The 17,658-nt window shown below is 54.5% G+C and carries 13 protein-coding genes; 7 read left to right on the top strand and 6 right to left on the bottom strand.

The window, feature by feature from the left end:
* Window positions 1–87: 87 nt before the first annotated feature.
* The 6 genes from NTX59_01915 to NTX59_01890 all read left to right on the top strand — a co-directional run bounded on the left by NTX59_01915 (window position 88) and on the right by NTX59_01890 (window position 5,959).
* Window positions 88–2,712: a carboxypeptidase-like regulatory domain-containing protein gene (locus tag NTX59_01915; GenBank protein ID MCX5784424.1), complete on the top strand. Its 2,625-nt coding sequence runs from the start codon at window positions 88–90 to the stop codon at window positions 2,710–2,712.
* Complete coding sequence (locus NTX59_01910) at window positions 2,703–3,209, top strand: type II secretion system protein (GenBank protein ID MCX5784423.1); 507 nt, start codon at window positions 2,703–2,705, stop codon at window positions 3,207–3,209. Before NTX59_01915 ends, NTX59_01910 begins: the two co-directional genes overlap by 10 nt.
* Window positions 3,210–4,511 carry a hypothetical protein gene (locus NTX59_01905; GenBank protein MCX5784422.1) on the top strand — a complete coding sequence of 434 codons (1,302 nt, stop codon included), beginning with the start codon at window positions 3,210–3,212 and terminating at the stop codon, window positions 4,509–4,511. It abuts the gene before it with no gap.
* A gap of 99 nt (window positions 4,512–4,610) precedes the next feature.
* The gene (locus NTX59_01900; GenBank protein ID MCX5784421.1) at window positions 4,611–5,084 is read left to right on the top strand and encodes a J domain-containing protein; all 474 of its coding nucleotides are present in this window, start codon (window positions 4,611–4,613) and stop codon (window positions 5,082–5,084) included.
* A gap of 146 nt (window positions 5,085–5,230) precedes the next feature.
* Entirely contained in the window at window positions 5,231–5,803 is a 573-nt protein-coding gene (locus NTX59_01895; protein MCX5784420.1) for a zeta toxin family protein, read from the top strand.
* Window positions 5,804–5,809: 6 nt separating this feature from the next.
* Complete coding sequence (locus tag NTX59_01890) at window positions 5,810–5,959, top strand: hypothetical protein (GenBank protein ID MCX5784419.1); 150 nt, start codon at window positions 5,810–5,812, stop codon at window positions 5,957–5,959.
* Window positions 5,960–6,706: 747 nt separating this feature from the next.
* On the opposite strand, the gene NTX59_01885 is transcribed toward NTX59_01890, so the two are convergent.
* From NTX59_01885 to NTX59_01860, 6 genes are all read right to left on the bottom strand, one after another.
* On the bottom strand, window positions 6,707–8,335 hold the full coding sequence (locus tag NTX59_01885) for a fumarate hydratase (GenBank protein ID MCX5784418.1): 1,629 nt from the start codon (window positions 8,333–8,335) through the stop codon (window positions 6,707–6,709).
* Window positions 8,336–8,988: 653 nt separating this feature from the next.
* Window positions 8,989–9,393 (bottom strand): hypothetical protein, encoded by a 405-nt coding sequence (locus NTX59_01880; GenBank protein ID MCX5784417.1) that lies wholly within the window; start codon window positions 9,391–9,393, stop codon window positions 8,989–8,991.
* Window positions 9,390–9,998, bottom strand: coding sequence for a nucleotidyltransferase domain-containing protein (locus NTX59_01875; protein ID MCX5784416.1), 609 nt, complete (start codon window positions 9,996–9,998; stop codon window positions 9,390–9,392). Before NTX59_01875 ends, NTX59_01880 begins: the two co-directional genes overlap by 4 nt.
* A gap of 208 nt (window positions 9,999–10,206) precedes the next feature.
* Window positions 10,207–11,025 carry a succinate dehydrogenase/fumarate reductase iron-sulfur subunit gene (locus NTX59_01870; protein ID MCX5784415.1) on the bottom strand — a complete coding sequence of 273 codons (819 nt, stop codon included), beginning with the start codon at window positions 11,023–11,025 and terminating at the stop codon, window positions 10,207–10,209.
* Between the two features lie 104 nt (window positions 11,026–11,129).
* Window positions 11,130–13,043 (bottom strand): fumarate reductase/succinate dehydrogenase flavoprotein subunit, encoded by a 1,914-nt coding sequence (locus tag NTX59_01865; GenBank protein ID MCX5784414.1) that lies wholly within the window; start codon window positions 13,041–13,043, stop codon window positions 11,130–11,132.
* Window positions 13,044–13,165: 122 nt separating this feature from the next.
* Window positions 13,166–13,840: a succinate dehydrogenase cytochrome b subunit gene (locus tag NTX59_01860; GenBank protein ID MCX5784413.1), complete on the bottom strand. Its 675-nt coding sequence runs from the start codon at window positions 13,838–13,840 to the stop codon at window positions 13,166–13,168.
* A gap of 262 nt (window positions 13,841–14,102) precedes the next feature.
* Between NTX59_01860 and NTX59_01855 the strand changes: the two genes are divergently transcribed.
* The gene (locus tag NTX59_01855; GenBank protein ID MCX5784412.1) at window positions 14,103–17,594 is read left to right on the top strand and encodes a tetratricopeptide repeat protein; all 3,492 of its coding nucleotides are present in this window, start codon (window positions 14,103–14,105) and stop codon (window positions 17,592–17,594) included.
* Window positions 17,595–17,658 lie beyond the last annotated feature (64 nt).

The raw sequence follows: 17,658 nt of genomic DNA, 5'->3' as shown, positions 1-17,658 counted from the left end.
TTCAAGATTGGCTTTAAGGTTAGGAAGAGTAAGAAGGGAATTTTAAGTCTTAAATCTTAAATCTTGAATCACTTGTACCCTCGACTTATGTTAAACAGAAAAGGCGCGACATTTATCGAACTCATGATCGCCGTGGCTGTTATTACTTTCGGCGTGCTGGCCAGCATGGGGGCTTTTAAGTATATTAACATGGCGATCTCCCAGGCCCGCCTTAAAACCATCGCCACCAACCTGGCCCAGGAAAAAATGGAGATGTTGAAAAACAAATCCTATTATCAGCTTCTGGTGACCGTTAACCCGGCGGTCAGTTCCGGTTATAGCCCCAATTTTGTATATGACTCGAGCAATTATCCCCCTGAAATCTTTGCTATGTGGGGATCACAGGCTTTTACGCGGGTCGTAAATGTGGATTATGCGTCAGTTTCCGGAACCAGCGTTTCCACGGTCCCTTACTCTTCGGATGATCCCGGCATGAAGAGGATAACCGTTTATGTTCTGTGGTCGGAGCGCGGGGTGAAAAAGAAAGTCCAGCTGGACAGCTACTACCAGAATCCCGATGCTGTCACTTTAAACTCGGGATTTAACGGTACCGTGACCATCAGCGGCGGCGGCAATCTTGCCGGAGCGCTGGTTCAGGTGATAGGCTCTCCAAGGTGGAAGGGCTACTCGGGCTCCGACGGCAAGTACACTTTCCAGGTGGTTACGGGAAGCTATACTCTTGTCTGCTCTTCGGCGGGCTTCTATTCCAACCCCACCAGCGCTCCCGTTTATGTCGCCGACGGCGCATATACGGCGCAAAATTTTTCGCTGGTCCGTATTGGTACCGGCACGGTGGGCTCAGCCAGCGTTTACACCGTAAGCCCCGGCCTGCTCATAAGCCAGGTGGTGGCTTCAACAGTTCAGGCGCCCGGCAGTTTTGACGCCCAGTATATCGAGCTGTTCAATCCCACCACCGCCGCTATTACCGTCGGCAGCAGCATTTCCGCGCATTCTATAAACCTGAACATCGCCTCTACCTGCGGCGCCGCCAGAACCTGCCAGGATGTCAACCTGAACTATGTAAACACCTCCGTAGCCCCCGGCGGTTATTACCTGATAGCGAACAGGTCTTCGGTCACGGTGATGGGAACAAATTATACCGCCGACGCCTATTACACGGACACAGCCAACATTTCCTGTTCCCCCGCTCCGCCGGACTGGTCCGCGCCGCTCGTCAAGCGGCTTATCCAGTCGGGCCATAACGGGGCCGTCTGGCTGACCGACAGCGGCGGCAATCCCCTTGACGCCGTCGGCTGGACTCACGAGTCAGACCCCGCGCAGTGCGAAGGCAACTGCATACCGTTTAACGGCGGGGCGACCCCCCACGGCCTGCTTCAGGGCGACCAGATAGTGCGGTTTTCCACGCCCTGCGCCGTGGGGATAACCTACGGCAGGGCCTATGACAGCGGCAATAACGCGACCAGTTTTTACTACAACAATGCCCTCACCGCGGCCGGCATCTCTTATAAGCCTTTCAGCAGATCCTCCAGCCTTACCGCCCAGACCATACTCTCCGGCGCGCCGGCGACGTCCGCTTATGTTTTCGCCGACGACGGACAATCCGCGGCGGCGCTGGCGTTCAACAGTTCAGTGACCGGCGCTCAGGGGCAGGTCTGCCCTGTTTCGTCTTTTACTTTAGTGGGAGTTGCCACCGGCACCTGGAAAGTTACGGTCGTGTCGGGGAACTACATGCAGACTATTTCCACCGTCATAGTGACGCAGAATGTAAGCACAGGCGTTCCCAACGGCATCACCGTGTCTTCCTGGCCCGCCTCCGGTTTCAGCTACACGGCGCTCACTTCCACCTATACCGGCGGTCTGGCTTCCGGTTTCGTTTACGGCGTGGATACGGCCTATACCGCGCCTTTGGCGGGAAAAACGGTGTGGGCGAATAACGGGGCTTCCACCGTTACCGACGCAAAGGGCTGGTATCTTCTGGCTTTGCCTGTCGGCACCGCGGCGCTTACCGCCAATTACAATTCGGCCGACTCAAGCTACGGCACCAGCGACGCTATCGTCAATATAACGCAGGGGGCGGTAACGACCGTACCCGATTTTCATCTGTCCCGGGTCGGAGTCATAAAGGGGTATGTCACCCCCGGAACGGGCGCTCTTCCCAATATCACGGTCACGGCGATTCTGAACCAGGATGTATATCAGGACGTCAGCGATAATACGGGGTACTTCTATATCAACGCGCCAGTCTCGGCAAGCTACTACACCGTTACGCCCGAGCTGGATCCGCTCCAGACTTATACTACGGCGCCCACAAGCCCTCTTCTGGCCCTGGTTACCACCGCCGGAGGCACCGTTCAGGTAGGAACTATCACGGTAGTGGGCGGCATGGGAACTATTACGGGGAGCGTCACTAACGGCGGCGCCGCTATCACCACCGGCGTGCTGATAGTCGCAAGCACGGCGGCCGTCCCCGACCCCCTGCCGGCCGTTTACGCCCAGACCTCCCCCGCGCAGACCATTCTTTATTCCGTCTCAAGCCAGGCGGACGGGACCTACAGCCTGGATGTGCGTTCCGGCGGCACTTATCAAATGCGCGCTTTTTACCCCATGGTGAACGTACAGACCGGCTCGGTGAGCTATACCAGCAAAACGCTCTCCTCTGTCGTAGTCATCGCCACAGCCACAGCGACGGGGAAGAATTTCACATGGCCATAAAACTTAAAAAAGGGTATACCCTTATAGAGGTAATGCTGACCGTCGCCATTATCGGCATCGTGGGCGGTATGGCCTTTCCGATCATGAGGCAGATGACCAACTTCTGGCGGCAGACCACGGCCAGAAACGACATTCAGCGGGATGTGAGGGTAGCCCTTGACACAATAAACAGGTTCGCCCGCCAGGCTCAGGGCGACACGGTAATAATAGACAACGCTTCGGGGCAGCCTCCCGCTTCGCGCCTGCAGTTTTCAGTCATAAATCAAAGCGGGCAGACTGTAACCATGCTCTTTTACCAGAAAGGGAACAGGCTCTACATGTCCAATAACGGCAATATCTCCGTGCTGTCCTACAACCTTTCCTACATCGCGTTCACTTACCCGCGCACGGACGACACAACCCTGATCTCGGTGGCCATCACCACCCAGTCGCCCACCTATATGGGCGGCAAGAAAGCGCTGCAGCTATCCATCCAGAAAGTGAGGATAATGAACTAGATGAGAAAAAATAAAGGGCAGGTTCTGGTCGGGGCGCTCCTGATCCTGGCGGTGCTGGCCATAATCGTTCCTATTATGGTGATGTATGTCAGAAATGAAGCGAAATGGAGCGTGAAACAGGGACAAAACTCCAACGCTTTCCAGCTGGCGGAAGCCGCGCTGGAAAGGGGCCATCAGAAAGCGACTGAATCCACCACTACCTGGAAAAGCCTCATGGACGGACAGGCCCTGCCGGGGTTTAACGCCAGCACTCCCACGGCTTACACCGAACTGCCCGGCGGCTCTTATGTAGTGTACATCACAAGCGGCCCCGGCCCCCAGTCAATAACCATCATCGGCCTCGGCCGCGATAAGAACGGCGCTACCAGTAAAGAAGTGCGGGCTGTGAAGGCGGTTTACGGCAACGCATACAACAGCAGAGCCGTCACTTATGAGGTGGCCACAGCCGTCTATATGAGCGGCAACAATGTGCAGGTTGAATGGGGCGGCATAGTCTCCCACGGAACGGCCACCATTGCCGACAAGCTCCATCCCACTTACAGGGCAGTCGCCGGCATTGACCTGGACACCAACGGCCCCTGGCCCCTCAATAACGACCCCAATAACTGGTGGTGGCATTCCTATGATACCACTGTCCCGCCTTTTCCGACAATAAACACCGAGGCCTACAAGGCCCTTGCCATCGGCCCCGACCCGGCCCACCCCCTCAAGGATCACTGTAATAACAATTTTTATACAGCCGGCAGCTACGACAAGAAGTCATTCACCGACTGCAACAAAAAGCAGGATAATGGGAATACTTATTATATCGGGGGGAACTGGTCCGACTTCAACAGCGCCTTCACCGGCAATATCATCGTGATGGGCGACCTCGCGTTCTCAAACGGCAAACAGCCCAGCGTTGACGCTTACGATGCGGTCGTCCCGCCGTTCGCATGGAAAGAGTACTGCAACGACTGGGCCGCCTACCAGGCCTATGACACGTACGCCGTGGGCAAGCCGGCCTGCTTCGGCAGCCTGAACTACAACTACCAGGCCAGCGGCGTGACCTACAACATCGCCCCCTCCATCCACGGTTTCGTGTATGTCGCCGGCAACTTCTCCATCCCCAACGGCGGCGGGAACAGCAACCTGCTCCACGGAGTCCTGCTTGTTAAAGGGGTGGCCGATGTGCAATCCAACTCTCATGCCCATGTATACTTTGATTCGTCCACCATGGCGGGCATCCAGGTTCTGAGCTACGGCGCTCCGCGGGTTTCCTGGGGGGATACGGTCTACAAATGGCCCTCCTCCCTTCCATAAGGGGCGCCGCTTGAACGCTTGAATGCGAGATGTAAAAATAACCGGGATATTGCGCGGCATCCCTGTAATAGCGTAAAATTGTTTTGAGGAACAACAAGAATGCCGTCGGATAAAGATTACTACAGACTTCTTCAAGTGCATCCGGACGCGGACCCGGCGATAATTAAGAGCGCTTATCGCACGCTGATGAGCGAGCTTAACGCGCACCCCGACAAGGGCGGTTCAACGCAAATCGCCCAGCAGTTGAACGAGGCCTATGAAACGCTGTCCGACGCCGTAAAAAGATTTCTCTATGACAAAGAAAGGCCCAAACCCCAGGCGGTAATGCCGCAGCCTGAGGCGAGAAGAGCTTACCCGGCGCCGGCCGGGCAAAAGCGGTCTTCCCCCGCGCCAAACGCTATTCCCCAGGTAAAGTGTCCTATATGCGGGAATACGATAGAAGTGCCCGGTCCGACATCCCGGCAGACCAGGGTGGCTTACATCAGGGAACTCTCGGGGTTCCAGATGTACAGCGGCCACGAAATATCCCACGCGGAAGCCGAACAGATAGCCATCAGGCTGGTGCCGAATTAAAAAAATTCCAGAATTTTAAAGGGAATCCCGGGGATAATACCGATTATGTGGTTCGGGGACATAATATTTAATTCCACACAACTTTCGCATATCAGGTCACACGAGCTTAATCCCCCGGACTTTCTTAAATTTGATATATTAGGGATATGAGGATTAAGAATGTCTATGTGGTTGCGGGGCCGAATGGGGCGGGAAAAACCACTTTTGCCAAAGAATTTCTGCCGTATTACGCCAAATGCCCCAATTTTGTCAATGCCGATTTGATAGCCCAGGGTTTGTCTCCTTTTGTGCCGCGCGCGGCGGCCATCAAGGCTGGTAAACTGGTTTTAACCCGTATACATGATTTTGCGGGGATTGGCGCGGATTTTGGATTTGAGACCACCCTTTCGGGAAAAACCTGTCTGAATTTATTTAAGCGTCTTAAAGCTCGCGGGTATAAAGTGCATATTTTTTTTCTATGGGTGCCGGGTCCCAGCCTTTCGCTTGTCAGGATTAAGGAGAGGGTCGCCTCAGGCGGACACGATGTTCCCGCGGAGGATATTGAACGCCGGTTTAGCCGGTCCATTCCCAATTTTTTCAAGTTGTATAAACCGCTGGCAAATTCCTGGATGTTGTTTAATAATGCGGGAGCCAAGCCGGTCTTGATTGCGAAGGGAAACAACGGGCATTTGGAAGTCATAGATGCCGCGTTGTTCGAAAATATTACCGGAGAGATTTGAGGCTGCATGAAGAAAAGACTTTCCTTGCAGGATAAAGCTGAATTGGCCATGAAAAGCGCGGTGCGAAAGGTTGTTGCGGAGCACAAGAAGTCCGGCCGGCCGCTGGCTGTCTGGAAAAACGGTAAAGTGGTTCGCATTCCCGCCGATAAGCTGTAACTCCGGGAATCCGGGGACACAATATTGTTTTAGAACTGTTTTGGAATTCCGCTGAAACCCCCCAACATTTAACCAGGAATTTTTGCGGGGCCTGCCCCGCTCTTTTCCGGACTTCCGCAGGCCCCCTAAAAATCACCGTCTCTTCATTGGCATCTCTCTTGAAATCCGGGTGCCTCAAGGGTAAGAGGGGGGAATGTTTTTTATCCGGCAGCCGGCCTTACGGGTTCGCGGGGCCTGCCCAGCTCTTTTGGCTTTGCGGCAACAGTCAATTATACAAGCTGGAGCTAATTAGCTATGGCTTCTGGGCCAAAAGGGCTGGGCCTGCCGCCGGACCGGAACGCGGGGACAGCCGTCCACACCGTGGCCGGCTTCCATCACTCACCTTCGGCGCTTGCGTAAGTCTCAGGTTCGCGAAGGCCCCGCTAACCCGGCTCCGGCAGCACCCGCTCCATTTATTCAAGGAAGAAACTTGTTGTAAAAAAGGGAAGAGTCAAAGGGCGGTGGTGTTTTCCCCGCGCGCTCCTTAGAGGGTTTAATCCTGAAGTCTGGAGTGGATCGCTCCGCGACGGTGAGGACCGTTCAAGTCTGAAAGCATTGTCTTTCAGACGCGTTCCGGAGCCGGCGGAAGACTTCAGGATTCTTCTTTAAAACCCGGTCCCGGAGCGCGCGGGGAAAGCGCCGGCGCCCGTTCCAGCAAGATACGCGGGCGTCAGGGTGCCTCATTGCGGAAGTCGGGTGCGGGGGAGGTCATATCTTCCGGAAAAAATCATTGCCCTTGTCGTCCACCAGTATGAAAGCGGGAAAGTCTTCCGCCTCTATCGCCCACACGGCTTCCATTCCAAGTTCCGGGTAGTCCAGCGTTTCCACTTTCCTTATATTGCGCTCCGCCAGAAGGGCGGCCGGCCCGCCGGGGGAGCCCAGGTAGAAACCGCCGTATTTTTTGCAGGCGTCGGTGACGGCCTGCGAGCGGTTGCCCTTGGCTATCATCACCATGGACGCGCCTTTGGCCTGGAGCGGGTCCACGTAGGGATCCATGCGGCCCGCCGTGGTGGGCCCGAACGAGCCGGAGGGTTTGTTCTCAGGCTGCTTGGCCGGGCCCGCGTAATAGACCGGGTGCTTTTTAAGGTATTCGGGCAGGTCCTTGCCGCCGTCCAGCAGCGCCTTGAATTTTGCGTGGGCGATATCCCTGGCCACCACTATGCGCCCGTTAAGCGAGAGCCGCGTGCCTATGGGATGTTTGGAAAGCTCGGCCAGTATTTCCTTCATGGGCCGGTTCAGGTCTATGCTGACGCATTGCGCCGCCGACGAGAATTTAGAGCGTATCTCCGCGGGGATAAGCCGGCCCGGGTCCTTTTCAAGCTCTTCTATCCAGAGGCCGTTCTTGTCTATTTTCGCCAGTATGTTCCTGTCCGCCGAGCAGGAGAGCCCCATTCCTATGGGACATGACGCGCCGTGCCTGGGCAGTCTTATTACCCTTATGTCGTGCGCGAAATATTTGCCGCCGAACTGCGCGCCGTAGCCGAGTTTATACGAGGCTTTAAGCAGTTCCTGTTCCAGTTTCTTGTCGCGGAAGGCCCGGCCGCCTTCATTGCCGGTTTCGGGGAGCCCGTCCAGGTAGCCGGCGGAGGCGAGCTTCACGGTTTTTAAACACATCTCGGCCGAGGTTCCGCCTATCACGAAAGCTATGTGGTAGGGGGGGCAGGCCGCGGTGCCGAGCGACTTCATTTTTTCAATAAGGAAGGGCTTTAATTTTTCAGGGGTCAGGGTGGCCTTGGTTTCCTGGTAGAGCATGATTTTGTTGGCCGAGCCGCCGCCTTTTGTGACAATTAAAAAATTATACTCCATGCCCGGCACGGCGTATAGGTCCAGCTGCGCGGGTAAATTGTTGCCGGAGTTCTTTTCCTCGTACATTGTAAGCGGCAGGGTCTGGGAATAGCGCAGGTTTTCCGCGGTGTAGGTCTCCCAGATGCCTTTTGAAAGCCATTCGGCGTCGTTCGCGCTGGTCCACACCTGTTCGCCTTTTTTAGCGACCACGGTGGCGGTGCCGGTGTCCTGGCAGAACGGCAGCTCGAATTTGGCCGAAATGGCGGCGTTTTCCAGCAGGCAATAAGCGATGAATTTGTCGTTTTCGGAGGCTTCTGGGTCGTTGAAAATTTTGGCCACCTGTTCCTGGTGGGCGGTGCGGAGCAGGAAGGAAACATCGCGCACGGCTTCGCGGGCGAGCGCGGCCAGCGCCTCAGGCTTTATCTCAAGTATTTCGCGTCCCCCGGCTTTTATAACTTTCACGCCCTCTTTAGTAAGCAGGCGGAATTTGGTCTTGCCCTTGGTCAGCTCGAACATTTCCTGATATTTGAATGTAAGTTTGGTTTCAGCCATAAATCTCCTTATTTATTTCTTAATGTAGTCGCCGGCAAATTTCCTGCGAACTCCGGGGAGAGGGCCAGTCATGGGGCTGCCCATTCCGCCGGAAAAAGTACCTTTTTCACTTTATAAGTCGCCAGCAAATTTCCTGCGCGCTCCAAGACCGGGTTTTGGCGGATAAGCACGGGGTCTTACGCCGGCGTGCGAACTCGCCTCGCACACAGTGCTCGGCTCAAACATTCACCGCCGTCGCTAATGATAGCGATACGCTCCAGACCCCGTGCTTAAACCCTCTAAGGAGCGCGCAGAAAATCCGCTGGCGACTTTTTATATAACACTTCCCACCCTTAATTTAGGTACATCCACATTTACCCGCCCCGCACTTTGGCCCATTTCGGAAAAAGTGCGGGGCCCGCCCAGTGGTAAACAAATATCCTTAATACCAAAAGTGGCCTGTCACCTTATTCCCCATAAGTTTTCCACCGGGTGGGTAATTATTGCCGTATCTACGATAAGGGCGGGGACACCTATTATATAAGGAGGGACAGGCATGGGATTGCTCTGTAGCCGCATAGCGGATGGGAGGCTCCAACCCCACAATCCGGGTTGGAGGGAAACCACGGGAGGGTTTCCTACGCGGCGGAATGGGCAACCCCATGACTGTTTCCTCAAAGAAGTTTCCTGATCCATTCAATATATCGCTCCACGCTGATTTTTAAGGCTTGCGCGTTTTTTTCCGGGAAAGATTTGTCAACGTATTCAATCAGGTTTTTCTGGGCCAGGATCTCTCCCAGCCTTTTTGCCTGTCTGGAAATATCAGGATCGCTGATTTTGGCGCTCAACAGCCCCACCACATCCTGGTGGGAATCCGACGAGGAACGGATACCCGCGTGTTTTACCAATAAAGCGTCCGTCGCCGATATACAGCAGTGAACGCCGGCCAGGCCCGTGGCGTTCCAGTTCTTTTTCTGGGAAGCATCCACCATGGCTTCAAAGAACTCCATCGCTTTGTCCCAGTAAAGGGTATAGCGGTCGCGTGAAATTTTTGTGAGACGGGTTTCTTTTGGCGTCATAGAATTTCCGTAAACAACTCCCCTCGTACAACTCTCCCTGTTCTCAGGATTTCCCGGGCGAATTTATCCTTTTGTTTGTACCGTTTGCGGAATTCATCCATGGTTAAAATAACAGGGGCCAGCGGATAATGATACCGTGCCAACACTTTTGGGCCATGCTCGCTGAAGCAATCCACCACTTCTTTCTCGTCTTTTTCGTTCTCAACCAAAGCCAACAGATCTATGTCGCTTTCCGGCCGGAGCTGGCTGCGCGACGCGCTTCCAAAAAGAATAAGGGATTTTACCGAATGCGGCAGTTTCCCGCCGAATTCCTTAAGTAGTTCATCCAACCACTGTTTTTCTTTCTCAAAAACAACCTTAACCACATCTTTAACTACCCAATGTTCCCTGTTCAGGCGGAACAAATGGGCCGGCGCCGCTATCTTCCGTTCCGCGATTCCCAGTGAAACCAGCGCCTTAAGTTCGTTGTGGGTTTGCTGGGGGCTGAAGCCGGAGCGCCTGGCTATTTCACGCCCCGTAAGTTCTTCTCCCGAATCGTAAAGACAGCGTAAAACTTCCAGGCGGGACTTCCGGCCAAAAATGCCTTGTGTGATAGATGTTGTCATATATAGTAGACAGATGTCTACTATATAGTACATTAAAAATCGGTGTTTTTCAAGGCTATGCCAGTGCCGTGACAAGAGCTATGCTCATCAGACGGCCAAGTCCCCGTCAACGGCAGGGTAGAGGGGCTTGGGGCGAGGGTATAGGGATCAAAAATAAGAAACTCCTTCCCTAATCCCTAACCCCTATACGCTATCCCCTGCCGTTCTTCTATTCTTCTTCCGGCACGTCGGGGGTGGAGATCAGATGCCTGGCGGCGGCTTTCGGTTCGGCTTTGCCGAACAGGTTCGCCAGCAGAAATTCGCGGTTCAGCCTGGCGATATTGGAGGCCTTTACCTCTTTGGGACAGACCGCCTCGCATTCATACTCATTCGTGCAGTTGCCGAAGCTTTCCCTGTCCATCGCCTCCAGCATGCAGAGCACCCGCCTTTCCCTTTCCGGCTTGCCCTGCGGCAAAAGCGCGAGCTGCGATACCTTCGCGCCCGTAAAAAGCATCGCTGCGCCGTTCGGGCAGGCCGCCACGCACGCCCCGCAGCCTATGCAGGCGGCCGAGTCCATGGCTTCTTCGGCGTTCTCTTTGTTAACCGGTATCGAATTGGCGTCCGGCGCGGCCCCCGTGTTCACGGAAATGTAGCCGCCCGCCTGTATAATCCTGTCCAGAGCCGAGCGGTCAACCGCCAGGTCCCTGATTATCGGGAACGATTTCACGCGCCAGGGCTCTACGACAATAACATCCCCGTCCTTAAAGCGGCGCATGTGCAGCTGGCAGACGGTGGAGTGCTCGTCGGGGCCGTGCACCTCGCCGTTCACCACCAGGCCGCAGCAGCCGCAGATGCCTTCGCGGCAGTCGCTTTCCACCGTTATGGGGCGTTCGTTTTTCCTGATAAGGTCTTCGTTTAAAACATCTATCATCTCAAGGAAAGACATATCGGGGGAGATATCATTCACCTGATAGGGGACCATCTTTCCCTTTTCGTCGGGGCCGTTCTGCCGCCAAACCCGGATAGTAACGCTGAAATGTTTGTCCATGATAAAGCCTCCTGATAATAGCAGCGTATAGGGGCGAGGGTATAGGGTTCCGAAATAAGGAACTCCTTCCCTAAACCCTAGTCTCTATACGCTATCCCCTTTCGTTACTTATAATTCCTCTCCGCCATCTTGATATTTTCAAAGGCCAGCGGCTCTTTGTTCAGAGCGGGCTCGTTGCCTTCGCCCTTGTATTCCCAAACCGCGGCGTGCGAGAAGTTGGCGTCGTCGCGCCTGGCTTCGCCCTCGGGGGTAACGGATTCTTCCCTGAAATGCGCCCCGCAGGATTCTTTGCGCTCCAGAGCGTCTTTTACCAGCAGTTCCGCAAATTCCAGAAAATCAGCCACCTTGAACGCTTTTTCCAGCGTCTGATTCATTTCCATGCTCGTGCCGGGCAGCGCCAGATTCTCCCAGAATTCTTCCCTTATTTCCGGTATCTTTTTCAGGGCTTTCTTCAGGCCGGCCTCGTTGCGGCCCATGCCGCAGTCGGTCCACATCACGTTGCCGAGCTCGCGGTGGAATTCAGTGGGGGTCTTTTTGCCTTTTATGGCCAGCAGTTTATTCAGCTTGTTCGTTACCGCCGACACCCCGGCTTTGAACTCGGCGGAGTTTTCGCTTACCAGCTCGAACTTTGACGAGCCCAGGTAGCCGCCTATAGTGGCGGGTATCACAAAGAAGCCGTCCGCGAGCCCCTGCATTAGGGCGCTGGCCCCGAGGCGGTTGGCGCCGTGGTCGGAGAAGTTGGCTTCGCCCAGCGCGAACAGGCCCGGCACGGTGGTCATAAGGTTATAGTCCACCCACAGGCCGCCCATGGTGTAATGCGAAGCCGGGTATATGCGCATCGGGACTTTATAGCCGTTCTCATCCGTTATCTGATGGTACATGTCAAAAAGGTTGCCGTATTCCTCGCGTATTTTGTTTTCTCCCTTCCTTTTTATGGAGTCCCTGAAATCCAGGTAAACCGAAAGGCCCGTGGGGCCCACGCCGCGGCCTTCGTCTATCATCGCCTTGGATGCCCTTGAGGCGATGTCCCTCGGCACGAGGTTGCCGAAAGCGGGGTAACGCCGTTCCAGAAAATAATCCCTTTCGTCTTCGGGTATCGCGTTCGGCGGGCGTTTGTCGCCTTTGCTCTTCGGCACCCATATGCGGCCGTCATTGCGCAGGCTTTCGCTCATAAGCGTCAGTTTCGACTGGTGTTCCCCCGAGCGCGGTATGCAGGTGGGGTGGATCTGGGTGAAGCAGGGGTTGGCAAATCCCGCGCCCTTTTTGTAAGCGGTCCAGGCGGCGGATACATTGCAGCCCGACGCGTTGGTGGAAAGATAGAACACGTTGGCGTAGCCGCCGGTGCATAAAAGCACCGCGTGGCCGGAATAGGTTTCCAGCTCGCCGGTGACCAGATTCCTTACAATTATTCCGCGCGCCTTGCCGTTCGAGATCACGATATCCGACATCTCGCGGCGCGGGTAAATTTTCACCGTGCCGGCGGCCGCCTGGCGCATCATTGCGGAGTAGGCGCCCAGAAGCAGCTGCTGGCCGGTCTGGCCCCTTGTGTAAAAAGTGCGCGAAACCTGCGCGCCGCCGAAAGAGCGGTTGGACAGAAGGCCGCCGTATTCCCTGCCGAACGGTACGCCTATGGCGGCGCAGTGGTCTATTATCTGGTTTGAAACCTGCGCCAGGCGGTAAACATTGGCCTCCCTGGCGCGGTAGTCCCCGCCCTTTATGGTGTCGTGGAAAAGCCGCCAGACCGAGTCGCCGTCGTTGGGATAATTTTTTGCGGCGTTTATGCCGCCCTGGGCCGCTATGGAGTGGGCGCGCCTTGGGGTATCCTGCAGACAGAAAACTTTTACATTATAGCCCAGCTCGCCAAGCGAAGCGGCGGCCGAGGCGCCTGCAAGCCCGGTGCCCACTACCAGAATGTCGAATTTTCGTTTATTGTTCGGGTTTACCAGCTTCACGTTGAATTTATGGTTGTCCCATTTCTTTTCTATCGGTCCCGCGGGTATCTGCGCGTCAAGTTTCATATTTTTATCCTCCACGATATACTGAAAACCAAATCGAAAGTGTAGAGTTGAGAGTGTAGTGTGTAGAGTATGAAGAGAACTCTTTTCCAATCTCTACACTATCCACTCTACACTACCCACTATTATATAACCACCACCATGTTTGCCGCCGTTCCTGAGTCAAGATTAAGCAGGAAATATACCGAAATGCACGCAAAACCCAGCATAGCCAGCGCCACTAGCCAGCCGCCTGCCTTGATGATAGGGGTATATTTGGGGTGGTTTACGCCCAAAGTCTGGAACGCGCTCTGCAGGCCGTGGGTCAGGTGTATGACCAGCGCCACCGCGCCGCAGATGTATACCGCCACAAAAACCCTGCTTCTGAAAGCCGAGGTAACCATCTGATAAAAGCCGATGGAATGGTCCACGAACTTGAAAGTCAGCATATGGTATGTCAGGTAAGCCAGAATTGCCGCGGCGGTATAAAGCTGGGTGGCGGAGCCTATAGTGCGGCCGCCCTGCCATTTCCGGGCTTCATAGCCTCTGGGGGCGTTCAGCCAGTCTTCCAGGCGCACCCAGGCGCCGAAAAAGATATGGACCAGAAATACCGCGGCCAGGCCCCACTCCAGGAAAGGGGTCACCGGGTTTGTAAGCAGCAGGTCCACCCAGTTGTTATAGGCTATCTCGCCCTTGAACAGCAGCAGGTTCTCGGCCAGGTGCACCAGCATAAAAATTCCCAGCGCGAGCCCGGAAACGGCCATCAGGGCTTTCCGCCCTATTGAAGTTGTAACCAGTCTTTTAATAAATGTGATATCCATGATATAAAACCTCTTTATAAGTAGAATGGCTGAAAGCCGCAATTACGAAGCGTTGAAAGAAAAACTTCAGGCTTCAGCTCTTCAGCGCTTCAGAGCCAGACAGCCTGCCGGAACATCTGTATCTATTCTAGAAACTAAAAGGGAGCGTTGGAAAGTATAAAAACTTATGTCATTTTTAAATTTTCTAATATCCCAAAAATACACTTTGCAGAGCCCGCTAAATATAATAGAATTAACCGGTAATCATTTTCAGGAGGGTTAAATGAAAAAGATCCTTTTTTATTCCGTATTCCTTTTGTCGTGCTCCTATGCGGGGGCTTATGAAAAGATAGAGTTCAAGGGCCAGATAACCAATTCGGCTATGGTAAAACCTTCAGCCGTGGCCACGGCTGAAGGCCGGATCTTCGTGGCCGACACGAAAGCCAACGCCGTTTTTATTTTTGATCCCGCAGGCAAACTGCTGAATAAAACCAAGGCGCCGCTTGCGACGCCCTCCGGGATCTCTTTCGGGAACGGTAAATTATACGTGGCTGAAAGCGATGCCTCAAAGATCGCCGTTTTGGACAGCGAAGGCAACGCGCTTTGGCAGTTTTCGGGTTCCGGTTCCGCGCCCGGCCAGCTTGATTCCCCCATGGGAGTGGCCTTCGGCCCTGACGAGCGCCTTTATGTGGCTGATACCGGCAACGCCAGGGTCGAGATTTTTAATTCCGACGGCATTTTTCTCTACGGATTCCCCGTATTTAAAGGCGGCAACGCCAAGTTCAAACTTTCAAAGATAGTCGCTGACCGGGCGGGATTTATTTATGTCTCGTCTCCGGACCAGGCCCTTATACAGAAATACGACAGGACCGGCAGGCTTGTAAAAGAATATTCCATGGAAAACAACGCCATGACCGTAAGCGAGTACGGCGTTGTGTATGTCGTAAACGGCAAGGAGGGGAAGGTGCGGGAGCTGGACCAGAACGGAGAGGTGGCGGGAACTTTCGGCACCAGGGGCAAGGGCAAGAGCGAATTTCTGAAATTAAGCGATATAACGCTTGACGCCGCCGGCCTGCTTTATCTCTGCGACGAAGGCAATAAAAAAGTTTCCATCATAAACCTTGAGGGTCAGCTGCCGGAAATGAAGCTGGAAAAAGCCGCAGCCGCGGGCCGCTTTAATATAAAAGGGCCTTCCAGTAAATACGCTTTCAAGGCCGAGGCTTTTGTGGTAAGGCCCAACGGCGCGATAGTCGCCTGGCTGCCGGAAGGCCGCGAGGCCGCGCGCATAGACGCTTCCGGCAAAAAAACGCTGCTGCGCCAGGGCAAAGAACAGGGCCAGGTGAAAAACCCCGCTGGTTTCGCCTCCGATTCGGCGGGCAGGCTTTACGTGGCGGACACCGGCAATGACAGGCTGCAGATCTTTGACGCCTCGGACACTTTCGTGAATTCGTTCGGCGAAAGCGGTTCAAAGGAGGGCAATTTTGACAGCCCTTCCGGCCTTGCCGTAAGCAGCAAGGGCAATATATACATAGCCGACACGGGCAATAAGCGGATGCAGGCCTTTAATTCCGACGGGTTTTTTCTGTTCACCGCGGGCCCGAAGATCGGCGGCATTATCCTGCAGAAACCGATCAGCGTGAGCCTGGACAATAACAGGAACGTTTATATTCTGGATGCCGGGCTTAAGAAGGTGATAGTGACCGACGCTTCGGGCAAATTTCTCAGGATCTGGGAGGATTCCGGCGATCTGCAGAACCCCGTGGCGCTCGCCTACGACGGCAAAGGCTATTTCTATATTCTTGACAAGGGAGCTTCAAATGTGAAGGTCTTTGACGAAAACGGCAAATTCACGGCCAGCTTTTTCGCCAAAGGCAAGGGCGAGCGGGAACTGCTGGACCCGCAGTATCTTGCCGTAAGAGGCAACACGCTCTACATTTCAGACAAAGAGGGCGCGAGGATACTCGCCTTCAGCCTGGATTACATACCCGAGGCCCCGCTGCTGGCGGCTTCCGTTGAAGGAGCCGCGGTTAAACTTTCCTGGCAGACTAAAGCCGGCCCCTGGATCAAGAAATTCGTCCTTTACAGGGCCAATAATCCGGACGTGGAACCCAAGCTTGTGGCTTCGCCCGTTAAGCCCGAGTATTCCGACTCCGGTCTGGCTTTGAACGCCACCTATTATTATTCCGTGGTCAGTGTTTCCGTTACCGGTTCCACAGGCGAAATGAGCGAGCCCGTGGAGGTGTTTTTAGAAGGCCCTCAGGAGCCGGCGGAAAGAGTGCAGGTGCAGTCCGCCTCCGCCGACGGCTCATATACGGGCGACGCCAAAAACATGGCTCCCATGGAAATAGTGCCCACCGAGCTTAACTATATATTCTCGGCAAATTATAAGCACTATCTCAAAAACCCGGTGGGCAGGGTGACGGTGAAAAACAACACCGACACCGCCTTCAGCAACGTCAAGCTTTCCTTCTACTTCAAGGATTTTATGGATTTTCCCACCGACACCGTGGTGCCGGAAATAGGTCCCAAAGCCACCGCCAAAGTGGACCTGATGGCTACCCTGAACAACCGCATACTGAGCATCACCGAGGATACGCCGGTGCAATGCCAGTTGACGCTGACCTATTATATGGACGGGCAGGAGAAAACTTTCCAGCTGAACAAGCCGGTAAAGGTTCTGTCAAAGAACGCCATAGTGTGGGACAGGGCGGAGCGCATGGGGAACTTCATCACTCCCAAAGACACCCCGGTGTTCGCTTTTGACCGTTACGCGCTGAGCAACAAGAAAAAGTTTGAAAAAGAATCGGACCTTTTAAACGAAAACCTGGTTACGGCCCTGATGGTCTGGGAGGCGCTGGGCGAGCACGGGGTAAGCTACTTGTCGGACCCGACAAACCCGTACGCGGCTATAAAATCCTCATCCGCAAAGGATCTGTCCCTGGACACCGTGCAGTTCCCCCGCACCACCCTGAAGCTCAGAAGCGGCGACTGCGACGACCTGACGGCGCTGTTCACCTCGATGCTTGAGGCCTCAGGCGTACACACGGCCCTGCTTGATTACCCCGCGCACATATCAATGATGTTCGACACCGGCGCCTCGGAAGCCAAGGAGGTCGGCATCCCTGAAGAATATCTTATAAATTACAACAACACTTGGTGGGTGGGGCTTGAAACCACCATGGTGGGAACTAATATTTATGACGCCATAGTTCACCAGGCCGACATGTACAAAAAAGCCGGCGCGGATGTCAGGATAATAGACACCCACGCGGCCTGGAGCGAGTTCGAACCGGTTACCCTCGCCGAAACGGGAGACGAAAAATACGATCTTCCGAATCTTGCTGAAAGGGTGACGGGGGCCGTTGACGTTCTGATGAAGGCGCGATATGAATATTTCAAAAAATACTACGGAAATGTGCTGCGTGAAAACCCAAGCGATCTGGACGCCAATCTGAACCTCGGTATTTTGGCGGGCCAGTACAAGGATTATGATGAGGGGATAAAGCGCCTGAACAAGGTGCTTGAGAAAGACCCTAAAAATGCCGCAGCCATCAATAACCTGGGCAACATAAGTTTCTCGCTCGGCAAATACGACGAGGCGCGAGCTTTTTATATGAAGGCCGCCAAGGCCGACTCCTACGACGGAGATATCTGGCTGAACCTGGCCCGGACCGCCGTAAAAACCGGAAATCAGGACGATGTCAGAACTTTCGTGGACAGAGCGGCGAAAATCAATCCGGACCTGAAGGATATCGGGGATAAACTTGCAAAATAGTTCCCGGCCGCCCGCGGCTGAAAAAAATCGTGCGGGTGAAAAGCGGCTGTGACTGAAAGTCCAT

The sequence above is a fragment of the Elusimicrobiota bacterium genome, from assembly GCA_026388155.1.
In the GTDB taxonomy this organism is placed as follows: domain Bacteria; phylum Elusimicrobiota; class Elusimicrobia; order Elusimicrobiales; family UBA9959; genus UBA9634.
Note: the sequence above shows the minus strand (reverse complement) of the source record. Positions and strands in the feature narration are given on the sequence as shown.